The organism is Streptomyces sp. NPDC001532 (assembly GCF_040298625.1).
Lineage (GTDB): Bacteria > Actinomycetota > Actinomycetes > Streptomycetales > Streptomycetaceae > Streptomyces.
Genome location: NZ_JBEPAL010000058.1, coordinates 20,902 through 36,313, shown reverse-complemented (window position 1 = coordinate 36,313; position 15,412 = coordinate 20,902). Strand labels below are relative to the sequence as shown.

Genomic DNA, 15,412 nt, shown 5'->3' with positions numbered 1-15,412 from the left:
GTGCTGGGGCGGGGCGCCGGTGCGCCATCAGCGGACCGGCGAGGGCGAGGACAAGGAGCACGGCTCCGATCACGGCCGGGCCGGAATGCCGGGAGGCGTCGACGAGGGGGAAGTGGTGTACCGGCCATCAGCATCGCCGAAACCGCACCGACGGGACAGCGGCGATGGGTTTCACACGGCGTGTTCCCGGGGCGTCGAAACGTCGGCGGACGGGGTCAGGACCTTGCGGGTGATGCGCTCGGCGATGGCGGCGACCATCGTCCGGGGGCGGCGGGGTGTCAGGTGTGCGCTCAGGGCGTTGCCGAGTCCGGGAGCGACGTAGCCACGGTCACGGTCCAGTGCGCGCAGCGCGGCGCGCACGACGGGCTGCGGGGTGGTCATGGAGCCGGTGACGGCGGCCTTGCGGGTGCCGATGGTGTCGAAGAAGGCGGTCTCGACCGGACCGGGGCACACAGTGAGGACGCGGATTCCGCGTCGCCGGTACTCCTGGCGCAGGGCGAGGCCGAAGTTCAGCACGAATGCCTTGGAGGCGCCATAGACGGCGAAGTAGGGAGACGGCTGGAAGCCGGCGTTGGAGGCGACGTTGACGACCGCGCCACGGCCACGCTCCAGCATGCCGGGCAGTAACTCGTGGGTGAGGTCGACGAGCGCGACGACGTTGACCATCAGCTGGTCGTGGTCGCGGGCCCCGGAGATCTCCTCGAATCGGCCGCAGGTGCCGAAGCCGGCATTGTTCACCAGGAGATCGACGTTCAGGTCGAGGGCGGCCAGCCGCTGTGCGACGCGCCGAGCCGCGTCCGGCTCGGCGAGGTCCTGGACGAGCACGTGGGCACGGACGCCGTGCTCGACGGTCAGGCGCTCGGCAAGCGCGGCAAGACGGTCACCGGAGCGTGCCACCAGGACAACGTCGTGCCCGTGGGTGGCGAGCTGCTCGGCGAACTCCGCGCCGAGGCCGGACGACGCTCCCGTGATGAGGGCGGTGCTGTGCATGGAGATTCCTCCACCGGTCGACGACAACTGAGATACGAGAGTATCGATTCGACGAGGAAATGCAACAGGATTGTCGCAGTTACATACCTCGATGCGTCCGCGCTGTATCATGCTTCGAGGTAGCGGGCCTGCTGGGAGGCATGATGGTCGAGAACGCGGCACAACCGTTGAGGGCTGACGCGGAGCGCAGCGTCCGCGCGATCCTGGAAGCGGCGGAGCGCGTGCTGGCCGAAGAGCCCGGCGCGTCCATGGAGCAGATCGCCGCGGCCGCGGGAGTCGCCCGGACGACGATCCACCGGCGGTTCGCCAGTCGGCAGGCGTTGATCGAGGCGTTGGCGACATCCGCGGCCCGCCAGCTCGCACAGGCGGTGGACGACGGCAGGCCGGACACCGCACCGCCGCTGGTCGCGATGCACCGGATCACGGCCAACGTGCTCCAGGTCAAGGGTGCCTGGGCGTTCGCCCTGGGGCTGCCGGAAGACCCGGACAGCGAGGCCGCCGTCCTCCAGCAGGACATCGCCCGCCGCTGCGTCGCCCTGCTCAAGCGCGCCCAGGAGGACCAGCTCATCGACGAAGCGGCCGACCTCGACTGGGTGCGCCGTACCTACTACGCGCTCATCGGGGAGTCCCTGCACGGCAGCACCGAGGACGCCGACCCCGACGCCCTGGCCGCCCGCATCATCGACACCCTGCTGCATGGCGCCGGCCCGCGCGCCTGAACCGCCCAGCCCGGCGATTGCCGCCCTCGGCCCGCCCCGAGGGCGCGGCCGCGGGCTGCCGCTCTTTAGTCGTTGTCAGAAGGCCCGACGGCGGACCCCAGGTGCCGGATACACGCGTCGGCGGACGGCAGCCGGCGCTGCCGCCGGCCGATGGCGCGAGTGTCAGAAAGCGTCCAGGTCGGAGGCGAACTTCGTGGGCCCGTCGTAGTTTCGGGCGATGGCGAGCCGGGCCTTGCCGATGCGGTGGTCGCTGACGCCGATGTGGGTGAGCGTGAGCGCCTTGACTCCCGCCTCGCCGGCCAGCAGACCCACGTTCTCCGCGGTCAGATGTTCCTCGGTGAAGTGCCGCCGCAGCCGCTGCCGCACCTCTTCCGGGAACTGGGCGAGCACGGCCGTGACGGACGGGTCGTCGGGGTCCGCGATCTCACTCACCAAGAGATCGGCGCCCGCGGCCAGCCTCTCCACATTCGCGCTGGGACCTGTGTCGCCGGTGTACACGATGGTGCGGTCCGGCGTCTCGAACCGGTAGGACAACGACTGGCTGTGCGTGTCGCCTTCGAGCTTGTAGTGAGTGTTCTGTGCGGCGGTCAGCCGTACGGACCCGAGGGTGACGACGGAGCCGTCCTCGATGTCGACGGCCCTGACGCCGAAAGCCCCGGCCGTCGGGCTCCGGACGATGTCGTGCAGCGGGCCCTGCCCCGCCAGGATGCCGTCCACGGTGGCCTTGGTGCCGGGCGGGCCGTAGATGACGAGCTCACCGGGGATGCGGGCCTGGTAGCGGCGGCCGATGAGGCCCCACAGCCCGCCGGTGTGGTCGATGTGCAGGTGGGACAGAACGATCACGCCCACCGTACGCAGGTCCACATCGGCCTTGGCGAGCTGGTCCACCGTGCCGTCACCGGCGTCCACCAGCACGGCCTGCCCCGAGCCGTGCAGGAGGTTGGCGGGCTGGGCACGGTGCGCGCCTCCGCTGATCGGCCCCGCCTGGGTACCGAGCGTCGTCCAGGTCATGGCGTGTGTGCGACGCCTGGATGCGCCCCGCGCCGGCTTCGTTCGTTCAGGGGAGCCGGCCGCCGCGTCGGTCGGCCATGCGGTCGCGCCCGCGGCCGCGAGCGTGGTGCCCACGGCTCCGGCCAGCATGGCCCGACGTCCGACGGCAGCGCCCACGTCGGCCTGCCCTGTTGTCCGCTTCACGTCAGGTGTGTCCTTTCCGGCGGCAGAGAAATGCGTCTCCCGGGGCTGCGCGCTCGCGGAAGACTGTCCTCAGGAAAGGGGAAGCCGGGATCTTGAGGGAAGTGAGATCCCGTTGAGTGGAACGGGGGCGGTGCGGCAGTCGCGCCACCGGCTTCTTCGAGGAGTTCGACGAACCGGCTTCACACCGTGGCGCGGGCGACGAACTCGGCCTTGACGTGCACCGTCTTGTGAACCTCGCGACCGTTGAGGCGTTCGGTGAGCATCCGTGCGGCCGCCTGGCCGACCTCGGTCGCCGGATACCGGATGGTGGTCAGCTGGGGCCGGACCAGGGAGGCGAAGGAAGCATCGTCGTGGCCGATCAGGGCCACGTCGCCCGGGATGTCGAGGCCCAGTTCGTGCGCCTTGTCCATGGCGCCGACGGCGATCACGTCGTTGCCGCAGAACACCGCGTCGGGACGGTAGCGGCGCTTCATGAGCTCGCCGAATCCGGCCGCTCCTGCTTCACGGGTGTGCTCGCCCCTGACCACCAGTTCGTGTGGCAGTGCCATGCCGAACTGACGGGCCAGAGCCCGCAGGTGCTCCAGTCGGGGGTCGCCGCCGGTCGCGTCACGCGGGCCCGCGATCATGGCGATCCGCCGCCGCCCCGCCGCGGCCACCCGCTCCAGCGCACGCCGGGTCGCCGCACGGGCATCCGGCGTCACGAGATCGATCGGGCCGAAGGAGACGTCGGCGCTGACGACGACGGGCATCCCGGCCTCGGCGAGCGGCTCGAAGTCACGTGGCTTGAGCCGGAACGGAGTGATGATGACCCCGGCGAAACGCTGCTGGACGGCCTCGGCGAGCAGAGCCTGCTCCTCGTCCCGGCGCGCTCGGGTGTTGCAGACGACGACGTGCAGCCCGAGGCCCCTCAGCTCTTCCTGCAGGGTCGCCGCGAGCTGCGCGAAGAAGGGGTTGGCGATGTCCGGCACGATCAGCGCCACCAGACTCGACCGACCGGTCCGCAGGCTGCGCGCCGTGACGTTGACGGTGAAGGACAGCTCCTCGATCGCGGCTTCCACCGCGGCCCGGGTCTCGGGCGCCACCGGCCGCTTGCCGGAGAGCACATAGGAGACCGTGGCGGACGACACCCCTGCCGCACGGGCGACATCGGCCATGGTGACCCGCTCTCGCACCACACACGCTCCCTTCGACGGTCACCCTACTTCACGCACTGCTCCACTCCGCGAGAGCGCTCTCTGATGCCCTCTCCAGCGACAGCTCCGGAGACAGCTCCAGCTCCAGCTCCAGCTCCAGCTCCAGCTCCAGCTCCAGCTCCGAACGACGATTCCCGCTGCCCCTCCACGGCCGCCGCCGGCGGACCGTACCCCGTCACGGTGAGGTCGGGTCGGCGGCCGCCCCGGCCGCCCGAGCTCACAGTCGCCCCGGCGCAGTCCGTGCGAAGACCTCGCCCGCCGACCTCGACCGGCCGCCACCCGTCCCGCCCGCCGACCGCGACCGGCCGCTGGCACCCCGCCCGCCGACCTCGACCACCCCGTCCGCCGGCCTCGACCGACCGCTACCCGACCCGTTCGGGACTTCCGACACGGCGCAGCCGGACCAGTGTGCTCGCGCAGTCTCCCGGCGGCAGATCGGGCAGCGGCAGGCCGAAGCCCATCAGGGTCGCCCCTGACCACTCGCAACCGGTGTCCTCGTCGCGGTACCGGGCCGCTTCGTCCAGACCGCGCAGCCGCAGGGGCGGCTCGGCGGGACCGAACGCGGTGCCGGCCCGCCAGATCAGGACGGCGGTTCGATCGCCGTCGACGTACTGCACGGCCGTCAACGCCGCCTCTCCGGGCGCAAGGAGGCAGAACTGCTCGCCTCGCTGCACCACGGGTCGGATGTCCTTGTACAGCCCGATCAGTTCCGCGGCCTCGGTGAGTTCGGCGTCCGTCCAGCGCGTCAGGTCACCTCCGATGCCGAGTACGCCGGCCATGGCGCTGTGGAAGCGGAACCGCAGCGGCACCGCCCGGCCGGTCACCGGATTGGGGCTGTCCGTGACCCAGGCCGACATGACGCCCGCCGGGTACAGCCGGCTGAAACCGTGCTGGATGCGGAGCCGGTCCACGGCATCGGTGTTGTCGGAGGTCCACACCTGGTCGGTGCGGGCCAGGATGCCCGGGTCGACGCGTCCGCCGCCGCCGGCGCACGCCTCGATCCGCAGTCGCGGAAAGTCTTTCCGCAGTTGGTCCAGCACCCGGTACAGCCCTCTGGCGTGCTCGATGTGCACCCGCCGGGCGTCGGGCCCGCCGCCGTGGTGGCCCGCTTCGGTGAACGACCGGTTGAAGTCCCATTTGAGGAAGTCGACCGAGTTCTCGGCAACGACCTGGCGCAGCCATCCGAGGGCCCACGCGGTCACGTCCGGCCGGGAGAAGTCCAGCACCATCTGGTGCCGCAGCTCGGTGGCGGTCCGGTCGGGAAGGTGCAGGACCCAGTCCGGGTGGGCGCGGTGGAGGTCGCTGTCGGCGTTGACCATCTCCGGCTCCACCCAGAGACCGAACGCCATCCCCAGCCGGTGCACCTCGTCGGCGAGCGGACGCAGTCCTCGCGGGAAGCGCTTCGGGTGAGGCGTCCAGTCGCCGAGCCCGGACCGGTCGTGGTCCCGGCCGCGGAACCAGCCGTCGTCGAGCACGAAGAGTTCGGCACCGAGGCGGGCGGCCCGGCGGGCGAGGGCGATCTGATTGTCCTCGGTCACCTCGAAGGACGTGGCCTCCCACGAGTTGTACAGCACCGGCCGCAGCTCGTCCGGGTGCGGCAGGACGTGCGTACGGAGGTGGCGGTGGAAGGCTCTGCTGCCGGCCCCGAAGCCGCCGGTGGTGTACAGGCCGAGGCTGACCGCTGTGCGGTGGCGTCCGCCGGGAGGAAGGCGCAGCTCGGCACCTTCGTGGCCCTCGTTCGCCAGCACTGCCGTCCGGCCGGCGGCCGTGCGCTGCGCGGTGATGCGCCAGCTTCCGCTCGCGGCGAGGGCGACGACCCACACCTCCCCGTGTTCCTCACTCGCGTCCCCGGGGTCGAGGGCGGCCCAGGGATTGGCGTGGTGTCCGGTGTGGCCGCGTCTGCTGCCCAGGGCCGTCTCGCCGACCGGCAGGCCCGATCGCGAGAGGCGGCCTTCGGCGGACCAGCCACCATGCACGGAGCTGAGCCGCCAGTCCGGCCGCTGCGGGAGCGGCCAGTGAGCGGAGGCGTACCGGATCAGCAGTACGTCCCCGTCGTCCGCGGTGCCCGTGTGCACGAACTCGGCCCATCGCTCCAGGACGTCGCCGTCCGGCGGGACGCGGTAGTGCAGGTGCCAGGACAGCGGCCGGGTGCGGTCCTGCAGACGTACGACCACATGGTCGGGTTCGAGCAGCACCACATCCCGCACGGTCGCTTCGAGGGGGCTGCTGCCGTCGGCGAACCGCACCTCGACGGCGGGCACCCCGAATCGGGCACCGCCGTCGACCGGGTATTCCTCGGTGCCGTCCCAGCGGCCGGCGAAGCTGTTGTCGTGCTCGGTCCACAGCGGCAGCGCGACCGCGTCGGAGAGGGGCAGCGGCGGGCCCCAGTGGACGTGCCGGATCACTCCCGCGGCCCGGTCGACCCGGAAGACGTAGGCGCTGTGGGCGGTCCGCAGCAGTACGGTGCCGCTGTCGTCGTCGATCTCCACCGGGCGCGGCGTCCCGGCCGGCGACGGGAGCGGGCGGGTGGGCATGGTGGTCACGTGACCGTTCCTCGCAGGCTGTCGCGGATGTGACGGGCCGGTCAGGTGGGGAGGGGCGGAGCGGTCTCGCGGACCACGACCACTCCCCCGGGCGGCACCACGGCCCGGCCCTCGGTGACCTCGTTGCCGGCGAGACCCACTCCGGCCACGGGCACGGTGACGGTCTCCTCCGTGTGGTTGGCCAGGAACAGATAGGAGTGCCGGTCCCCCACGCGGCGCACAGCCTCCAGTCCGTGCGGTGCCTCGATGACGGGGGTCACCCGCGCCTGCTCGCACACCGCGCGGATCACGTCGCGCAGGGCCGGTACGGGCAGCCGGCCGGCCGTGTACCAGGCGGTGCCGCGGCCGAAGGTGTGCCGGGTGACGGCCGGTTCGCCGCGGGCCGGGCCGCCTTCGGCCGTGTCCGCGTAGCGCGCCACCGTGGTGCAGCCGCGGGGTTCGACGCGTTCCGCCCACTGCGTGACGGCCGTTTCGTCTTCGAGCCGGGCTTGCTCGGCCGGCCGCAGGGGCAGGAACTCGTCCACGACGAGTCCGAGCACCTCGCGCAGGGCTCCGGGGTGGCCGCCCGGTCGCACTCGGTCGGAGTCGTCGACGAGCCCGCTGAAACAGCCGACCGCGAGGTGGCCGCCCTGGTGCACGTACTGGGTGAGGTTGTCGGCGTCGTCGTCGGACAGCAGGTACAGGTTGGGGGCGACGACGGCCCGGTACGGCGTCAGATCGGCGCCGGGCGGCACGAGGTCGCAGGTGATGTTCAGGGTCCACAGCGCCTCGTACCAGTCCCGGACCATGTCCAGGTAGCGCATCTCGCCGGAGGGACGAGCCTGGAGTTCCAGGGCCCACCAGTTGTGCCAGTCGAACAGCACGGCCACGTCACGGTGCACCCGGGTGCCGGTCACTTCCTTCAAGGAGGCCAGCTCTGCTCCCAGCGCGCTGACCTCCTTCCAGACACGGCCGTCGGTTCCGGCGTGCGGCAGCATCGCGGAGTGCCATTTCTCGGCGCCGGCGCGGGACTGCCGCCACTGGAAGAACATCAGGCCGTCCGCGCCGCGGGCGAGGTGGGTGAGGCTGTTGCGCCGGGTCTCTCCGGGCCGCTTGGCCACGTTGACGGGCTGCCAGTTGACCGCCGAGGTCGAGTGCTCCATGAGCAGCCAGGGTCGTCCGGCGGCCATGCCGCGGGCGAGGTCGGCGTTGAGCGCCAGGTCGATGTGGCCGTCGGGGTCGGCGGCCGGCAGGTAGTGGTCGACGGACACGAGGTCGCACTCCGCCGCGAAGGCGTGGCCGTCGACCTTCTTCTCCAGGGTGCCCATGACGTTGGTGGTGATCGGTATGTCGGGAGTGATCCTGCGCAGCAGGGCCGTCTCGGTGATGTGCCGGGTGAGCAGCGCGTCCGAGGAGAAGCGGCGGTAGTCGAGTTCCTGCCCCGGGTTGTGGAAGGCGGTGGTGTCGCGGGGCGGGTCGATCTCTTCCCAGTCGCCGTAGCGCTGGCTCCAGAAGTCGGTGCCCCAGGCGTCGTTGAGTACGTCGAGGGTCTTGTACCGCTCCCGCAGCCAGGTGCGGAAGCCGTCCGCGCTGGTGTCGCAGTAGCACAGGGCGTTGTGGTTGCCCCACTCGTTGTGGACGTGCCACAGGGCGAGGGCGGGATGGTCGCCGTAGCGGGTGGCGAGTTCGGTGACGAGGGCGTCCGCGGCTTCCGCGTAGGCGGGGCTGCTGGGGCAGAAGACCTGCCTGCTGCCGTGGGCGAGGCGGGTGCCGGAGGCGGTGACCGGTCGGGCCTCGGGGTGCCGGCGGGTGAACCACGGGGGTGGTGCGGCGGTGGGGGTGGCGAGGTCGACGGCGATGCCGTGGGCGTGCAGCAGGTCCAGCACCTCGTCGTGCAGGCTCCAGTCGTACGTGCCGGGCCGCGGCTGGATGCGGGACCAGGAGAAGACGCCGACGGTGACGAGGTTGACGCCCGCTTCGCGCATCAGGCGGACGTCCTCGCGCCAGACCTCGCGCGGCCACTGCTCAGGGTTGTAGTCGCCGCCGTAGGCGATCCCTCCGAGTCGGCGGGTCACTTCGGCGAGGGGGTGGTTCACGATTTCACGGCTCCAGCGGCGAGTCCGGCGCGCCAGTAGCGCTGCAGGAGGAGGAAGGTGAGCACGATCGGCACGACCGAGACGAGGGCGCCGACGATGGTGAGGGTCTGGAGTTCGGGCAGGCGGCTGGTCTGCGACTGCCAGGTGAACAGACCGAGGGTGACGGGGTAGAGACGTTCGTCCTGAAGCATGATCAGGGGCAGCAGGAAGTTGTTCCAGATGACGACGAACTGGAACAGGAAGATGGTCACCAGTGCCGGGGCCATCAGCCGCAGAGCGATGGTGCGGAAGATGCGGAACTCGCTCGCGCCGTCCATGCGGGCGGCCTCCATCACCTCGTCCGGGACGGACGCGGCGGCGAAGATGCGGGCCAGGTACACGCCGAACGGGCTGACGACGCTGGGCAGGAACACCGACCAGAAGGTGTTGGTGGCGTCGAGTTCGGCGAACATCAGGAACAGCGGCAGGGCGAGCGCGGTGGCCGGCACGAGGACGCCGCCGAGGACGACGGAGAAGATCGCTTCGCGGCCGCGGAAGGCGTACTTGGCCAGGGCGTATCCGGCCGCCGCGGCGAGCAGGGTGGCGACCGCCGCTCCGGCTCCCGCGTACAGCAGGCTGTTGAGCAGCCAGCGGGCGTACACACCGTCCTGCTGGGCGAACAGCGAGGACAGGTTGTCGCCGAAGTGCCAGTCGGCGGTGCGGAAGCCGGGCGTGCTGACGAGATCGCTCTGGCTCTTGGTCGACGAGACGAACAGCCAGTAGACCGGCAGCAGCATGTAGCAGGCGACCGCGATCATGAAGGTCACGGCGACGACGGTGGACACGCCGGTGCGCGGCCGCCGGACCGCGGCGGGGGCGTGGGCCCCGTCGGTACGGGTGAGGAAGCTCATCCCTGCCTCCTGGAGGTGAAGCGCAGGAACGCGAACGACAGGACGAACGTGACGAGCGCGAGCACGACGGACAGGGCGGCGGCCTCGCTGTAGCTGTCGCCGGAGGCGAGGGAGTACGCGGCGATGTTCGGGGTGTACGTGCTGGTCACGCTGGTGGAGATGGACCGGAGGACCTGAGGCTCGGTGAAGAGCTGGAAGGTGCCGATGATGGAGAAGACGCCGGTGAGGACGAGGGCCGGGCGGATGATCGGGATCTTGATGCGCAGGGCGATGGTCCAGCCGCTCGCCCCGTCCACCCGGGCAGCCTCGCCGATGTCGGAGGGCACGGCCTGCAGGGCGGCGTAGATGATGAGCATGTTGTAGCCGGTGTACGTCCAGGTGACGACATTGGCGATGGACCACAGGATCGCGTCCGGGCCGAGCAGGTCGACGTGCGCGCCGGCGGAGTTGAGCAGGTCCACGACGGGCGACAGCCGCGGGTCGTACAGGAACGCCCACATCAGGGCGGCGACTACGCCGGGGATGCCGTACGGCACGAAGTAGACGAGCCGGAAGAACCGCTTGGCGCGCGCGACCGCGGAGTCCAGCAGCAGCGCGAGGACCAGGGACAGCAGCAGCATGACGGGGATCTGCACGAGGGCGAAGCCGAGGACGCGCAGCAGGCTCTCGGCGAAGTAGTCCTCCCGCAGGACCCGCTCGTACTGCTCGAACCCGGCGAAGACGGTCTCGGTGCGGCCGAAGGTGCCGCCGGTGCGCTCCGTCTTGTGCAGGCTCTGCCAGAAGGCGTAGCCGACCGGGACGAGGGTGAACAGGACGAAGGGTATGAGGAAGGGGGCCAGGAAGGCGTAGGGGGCGAGGGCCCGGCGCGGACGGCGGCGGGCCGGTGCGGTGGTGGATGTCACGGGCAACCTTTGAGGTGCTGTTCCCTGCCGTCAGGGGGCGGCAGGGAGGCCAGGGAGGAACCGATCACTCGGCCACGTCGAGCGACTGCTTGCGCAGGGACTCGACGCTCTGCGCGCCGGTGTCCTCGAGCACGTCACCGAGGGTCTTCTCGCCGGCGATGACGTTGGCCGTGCCGTCGCTGAGGAAGCGGTAGGTGTCCGTCATCGTCGGGCCCCAGGTGAAGCCGGTGTCCACGTTCGCGGAGGCCTGGGCGAAGACGTCGAAGACCTTCTGCCCGCCGTAGAAGTCGACCGGTTGCTTGAGCGCGGGCAGTTCCAGTCCGGCCTTGGCCGCCGGGTAGAGCCCGCCCTCACGGTTCAGGATCTCCAGCGCCTCGGGGTCGGTGTTCAGCCACAGCGCGAACTCGGCGGCCTCAGCGGGGTGCTTCGTGCCGCTCATCACCGTGGTGGTGGAGCCGCCCCAGTTGCCCGCCCGCTGCTGTCCGTCCTCCCACTGCGGCATGGGGGCCACGGCCCACTTGCCGTCGGTGGACTTGGCGTTGTCGCGGATGGTGCTGTAGCCCCAGGCGGCGCTGATCCAGGTGACCACCTCACCGGAGTTCCAGGCCTTGTACAGCGCCGGGGAGAAGCCTTGCAGGTCGGTGGCGACGAGCTTGTCGTCGATCAGCTTCTGCCAGTAGTCGGCGACCTGCCGGCTCTCGGGCCGGTCGACGGTGACCTTCCAGGTGTCGCTGTCCCGCTCGAACATGGTGGCCTTGTTCTGCCACAGCAGGCCGGTGAACCAGTTGGGGTCGGTCTGGGAGAAGTGGGTGATGTACTTGCCCTCCTTCTTGAGCGTGCGGGCCTGCTGCGCGTACTCGTCCCAGGTGGTGGGGGCCTTGAGGCCGAGCTTGTCGTAGATGTCCTTGCGGTAGAACAGGGCCATGGGGCCGGTGTCCTGCGGCACGGCCCAGACGCCGTCCTTGCCGTCGGCACCGAACTCCACCTGCGACCAGGTCCAGTCGACGAACTTGCCACCCGCCTCCGTGACTCCGGGGCAGGAGGAGATGTCCGTCAGTCCCTCCTTGAGCCGGAAGCTCGCCAGGGAGTCGTACTCGACCTGGCCGAGGTCGGGGGCCTTGCCGGCCTTCAGGGCGTTGGAGAGGTTCTGGTAGGTGCCCGCGTTGCCCGATGGCGTCGTCTTCAACTTGACCTGTATGTCCGGGTGTTCGGCGTTCCACACGTCGACGGCCTTCTGCATGCCGGGGACCCAGGACCAGTAGTCCAGCGTGACCTTGCCCGAGGACGGTTCGCAGGAAGCCGCACCGTCGGTCTCGCCGCCACCGCCGCCTCCGCCGCAGGCGGTCAGCGCCGTGAGGGCCAGTGCCGTTCCGCCGATCACGCAACGTCTGGCCAGGGAAATGCGATCAAGCATCGTCATGGATTGCTCCTCACACCGGGTCCGCTCCGTCCAAGCGGTGGGCAAACGAGATCCCATGAACCAATAGAAGTCAACACCTGAAGACAAATCCAGGAGCACCGAGGCCCCTTCGTTACCCACCAGAAACACGGTTCAGTCCAGCCAACCAGCCTCTGACCTGCACATTTACCGACCCGTGCGTGACAAGCCCATGACCCACTCCCATTGCGGAATCGATTACGCTACGGTGCTCAGGCCGGCCCGCACAGAGAGGCTGTGCGCATCGAGGGCGGGACGCATCCGCCATGGGCAGGGCCCCAAACCTGGCGCATCGCCACATGGCGTGCGCCGATGCCGCGTCATGCCCCGGTCACGGATACAAGGAGGGACATCGTGGAGGACGGGCCAATCGCCGCAGCTGCCCTGGCACCCCGAGAGGCGTGGCGACGACGGATGCGGGACGACGTGCTGGACGCCGCCCGCGCGATGGCGGCGGAGAAGGGCTGGGACTCCGTCAGTCTGTCGCAGGTGGCGGCTCGCGCCGAGGTGTCACGGCCCACGGTCTACAAGGAGTTCGGCAGCCGCGGCGGTCTGAGCCAGGCACTGGTGCACCGCGAGGCGGAGCGCTTCCTCGTCGGCGTGGCGCGGGCCCTGCAACAGCCGGCGCCGACCGCGTCGGGCGCGTTGGCCGCCGCCATCCTGTACGCCCTTGAGGAGGCTCGGGAGAACATGCTCGTCGCCTCGGTGATCAACGCGGCCCGCGACGGCACGGACTCCCTGCTCCCCTACCTGACCGCGCGCTCGGAGCCGGTGGTCATGGGAGCCCGGCACATGGTGCGGACGTGGTGCCGGACGCATTACCCACAGGTCGACACCGTGCGGACGGAACAAGCAGCCGACGTGATCGTGCGCCTCGCTCTGTCCCACATCGTGCTGCCTCCGCCCGACCGCTCGCCGCGCGAGTCGGCCGAGCTGATCACCGCGGCGGCCATGGGGGCACTGGCACGAGAGACGGGACCGCCGCCCGCGCTCGACTGACGAGGCGTCAGAATGTTGACAATGCGTCCCCGATTGTCAGTGCTCGTGGCCGGTGCCACCCTCTGCCGGGTCAGTGCCGAACGCCCGCAAGGAGCCCAGCCCATGACAGCGCAGTCGACGACGCCCGCAGCATCCCCCGCCGGCCCACCCTGGCGAGACCGCAAGCGCTATGCGTGGCTGCTCGGCCTGGCGGTCCCCACGCTGCCCTTCCAGGCCGCGGCACTGGTCGCCGTCAGCGACTGGCAGGTGCTGTGGTGGTGGGGGCCGTTCTTCGCCTTCGTGATCATCCCGCTGCTCGACGCGCTGATCGGCCCGGACCAGGCGAACCCTCCGGACGAGGCGATCCCGCTGCTGCAGGAGGACCGGTACTACCGCTGGTGCACATATCTGTACCTGCCGCTCCAGTACGCCGGTCTGCTGTACGCATGCGTGCTGTGGTCCGGCGGCATGAGCGTGCCGGACGCGCTGGGCCTGGCCGCCACGGTGGGCGTCGTCGCCGGTGTCGCCATCAACACGGCCCACGAGCTCGGGCACAAGCGGGAGACGGTGGAGCGCCGGCTGGCCCGCCTCGCCCTGGCCCAGTCGGCCTACGGCCACTTCTACGTCGAGCACAACCACGGTCACCACATCCGCGTCGCCACACCCGAGGACCCCGCCAGCTCGCGGCTCGGTGAGAGCCTGTGGGCGTTCCTGCCCCGGACGGTGGCAGGAAGCGTGCGGTCGGCCTGGCATCTGGAGGCCCGCCGCCTCAACCGCCGCCGGCACCGGACATGGTCGTACCGCAACGACGTACTGACCGCGTGGGGACTCACGGTGCTGATGTTCGCCGCGCTCACCATCGGCTTCGGCCCCGTGATCCTCCCCTACCTGCTCGTCCAGGCGGCGTGCGGCATGGTGCTGCTGGAGACGGTCAACTACCTTGAGCATTACGGCCTGTTGCGTGAGCGACGCCCGGACGGGCGTCACGAGCGGGTCGCTCCGCGGCACAGCTGGAACAGCAACAACACCACCAGCAATATCTTCCTGTACCAACTCCAGCGGCACTCCGACCACCACGCGAACCCGCTGCGCCGCTACCAGACACTGCGCCACTTCGACGAGGCACCCCAACTGCCCTCCGGCTACGCGTCCATGATCGTGCTGGCCTGGGTGACCCCGGTGTGGCGGCGGGTCATGGACCCCAAGGTCCTGGCGCACTACGGCGGCGACGTGCGGCGTGCCAACGTGCATCCCCGGCGGGCGAGCCGGTACGGCGCACAGCTCGGCGACGCGCACGGGGAACTGTCGGGCAGAGGGTGACTCTCCCTGCGGGGGCCGTTACCTGGACCCGCCGGCACCGCCCGCCTGGGTGGCAGCATTGACGACGCGCCGTCCGAGAACGGCACGGTGAGCGCCCACGGCATGGAATATCGCCGCAAGGCGGCAATCCATCGGGAAGTCAAGGAGCCTTGACGAGGGCCGCAACGCCTCGTGACGAGGCTGCGCCGGTACGGGAGGACCGGGGTGCTGCCCGCTCGGCACGGATCGCGTGTGCTGACGTCCCGGCCCTCCTCACCCGGCCAACCTTCACGCCGCATGATGTGCCGTCGTGGCCCAGGGCCTGCCGGAGCAGACCGTAGGGCGACAGGGTCGCCAAGTCACAGCGCGGTGTCAGCCGTCGCTGCCGTAAGTACCGCGTCAGGCGAGCAGGTGGGGCGCGGCACCGATGCCGACCGGGTCGTCGAGGGCTCGGCTCGGTATGAGTTCGTCACCACACCCGAAAGGGCCACCCCCGTCGCCTGCCCCGCGGACCGGCAAAGACCCTCTGACGCCGGCGAGCCCGGCTGACCGCTAGTCCAGGATCGTGGCGATGCCGCGGCGGCGGAGTTCGGCCAGGCCGGTCACCATGGCCTCGATCTGCTCGGGGGTGTGCCCGACCCAGTCCTTCAGCTCCGACACGACGCGGACGGGCTCTCGGGTGCGGTACGAGCGGGTCGGGTTGCCCGGGAACTTCTTGTCGGTGACGTTCGGGTCGTCCTCCAGTTCGCCGGTCGGCTCCACCACGTAGATCCGCCCCGGCCCGTCACCGGCCGCGAGTTCCGCGCCCCAGGCGGCGGCGTCCAGGGTCTCGGAGACGTAGACATGACGGGAGGTGCGGCCCTCCTCGTAGTTGGAGGCGTAGCCGGGCGTCAGGACATCACCGGGCACCAGGTCCGCCTTCGTGCCGTGCAGGTAGGTTCCGGCCTCGTACACCTGGAAGGGAACGGGGGCGTCGGACATGGGCGGCTCCTTGGGGTCTCGGGTGGCAGACGGACGCTTCATGGATCCTGCCCCAAACACAGCGCGTACGGTGCCTCGGACGACGGCCGCAGTCCCTGCCAGGGGACGGGAACCGGCTTCGTCACGGCGGCGATCCATACATCACGTTCGAACCCTTGGCCAGTGACTGACGCGTCAAGAACCTCCACGGCAGGTCGTGCACTGCTTCGC

12 protein-coding genes are annotated in these 15,412 nt (G+C 70.4%); 3 read left to right on the top strand and 9 right to left on the bottom strand.

Annotated features, from left to right (window positions below; genetic code table 11):
* Positions 1 to 171 precede the first annotated feature (171 nt).
* On the bottom strand, positions 172 to 990 hold the full coding sequence (locus tag ABT232_RS34800; RefSeq protein ID WP_351847807.1) for an SDR family NAD(P)-dependent oxidoreductase: 819 nt from the start codon (positions 988 to 990) through the stop codon (positions 172 to 174).
* Between the two features lie 140 nt (positions 991 to 1,130).
* Between ABT232_RS34800 and ABT232_RS34795 the strand changes: the two genes are divergently transcribed.
* A complete protein-coding gene (locus ABT232_RS34795) occupies positions 1,131 to 1,709 on the top strand; it encodes a TetR/AcrR family transcriptional regulator (RefSeq protein ID WP_351847805.1) in 579 nt (192 codons plus the stop codon).
* Between the two features lie 162 nt (positions 1,710 to 1,871).
* Here the strand turns inward: ABT232_RS34795 and ABT232_RS34790 are convergent, their stop codons facing one another.
* The 7 genes from ABT232_RS34790 to ABT232_RS34760 form a co-directional block, all read right to left on the bottom strand.
* Positions 1,872 to 2,720, bottom strand: coding sequence for an MBL fold metallo-hydrolase (locus ABT232_RS34790; RefSeq protein WP_351847802.1), 849 nt, complete (start codon positions 2,718 to 2,720; stop codon positions 1,872 to 1,874).
* Positions 2,721 to 3,082: 362 nt separating this feature from the next.
* Positions 3,083 to 4,078 carry a LacI family DNA-binding transcriptional regulator gene (locus ABT232_RS34785; RefSeq protein ID WP_351847799.1) on the bottom strand — a complete coding sequence of 332 codons (996 nt, stop codon included), beginning with the start codon at positions 4,076 to 4,078 and terminating at the stop codon, positions 3,083 to 3,085.
* Between the two features lie 380 nt (positions 4,079 to 4,458).
* Positions 4,459 to 6,630 carry an alpha-galactosidase gene (locus ABT232_RS34780; RefSeq protein ID WP_351847837.1) on the bottom strand — a complete coding sequence of 724 codons (2,172 nt, stop codon included), beginning with the start codon at positions 6,628 to 6,630 and terminating at the stop codon, positions 4,459 to 4,461.
* Positions 6,631 to 6,680: 50 nt separating this feature from the next.
* Positions 6,681 to 8,714: a beta-galactosidase gene (locus tag ABT232_RS34775; RefSeq protein WP_351847797.1), complete on the bottom strand. Its 2,034-nt coding sequence runs from the start codon at positions 8,712 to 8,714 to the stop codon at positions 6,681 to 6,683.
* Complete coding sequence (locus ABT232_RS34770; RefSeq protein ID WP_351847794.1) at positions 8,711 to 9,604, bottom strand: carbohydrate ABC transporter permease; 894 nt, start codon at positions 9,602 to 9,604, stop codon at positions 8,711 to 8,713. The genes ABT232_RS34775 and ABT232_RS34770 overlap by 4 nt, the downstream gene beginning before the upstream one ends.
* Positions 9,601 to 10,506: a carbohydrate ABC transporter permease gene (locus tag ABT232_RS34765; RefSeq protein WP_450871751.1), complete on the bottom strand. Its 906-nt coding sequence runs from the start codon at positions 10,504 to 10,506 to the stop codon at positions 9,601 to 9,603. Before ABT232_RS34765 ends, ABT232_RS34770 begins: the two co-directional genes overlap by 4 nt.
* Positions 10,507 to 10,570: 64 nt before the next feature.
* Positions 10,571 to 11,926, bottom strand: a complete 1,356-nt coding sequence (locus ABT232_RS34760) for an ABC transporter substrate-binding protein (RefSeq protein WP_351847788.1) — start codon at positions 11,924 to 11,926, stop codon at positions 10,571 to 10,573.
* A 372-nt stretch (positions 11,927 to 12,298) separates the two neighbouring features.
* Between ABT232_RS34760 and ABT232_RS34755 the strand changes: the two genes are divergently transcribed.
* Entirely contained in the window at positions 12,299 to 12,943 is a 645-nt protein-coding gene (locus ABT232_RS34755; protein ID WP_351847785.1) for a TetR/AcrR family transcriptional regulator, read from the top strand.
* Between the two features lie 102 nt (positions 12,944 to 13,045).
* Positions 13,046 to 14,242, top strand: coding sequence for an alkane 1-monooxygenase (locus ABT232_RS34750; protein WP_351847783.1), 1,197 nt, complete (start codon positions 13,046 to 13,048; stop codon positions 14,240 to 14,242).
* 531 nt (positions 14,243 to 14,773) lie between these two features.
* Here the strand turns inward: ABT232_RS34750 and arr are convergent.
* Entirely contained in the window at positions 14,774 to 15,202 is a 429-nt protein-coding gene (arr, locus tag ABT232_RS34745) for an NAD(+)--rifampin ADP-ribosyltransferase (RefSeq protein WP_351847781.1), read from the bottom strand.
* Between the last annotated feature and the right edge of the window lie 210 nt (positions 15,203 to 15,412).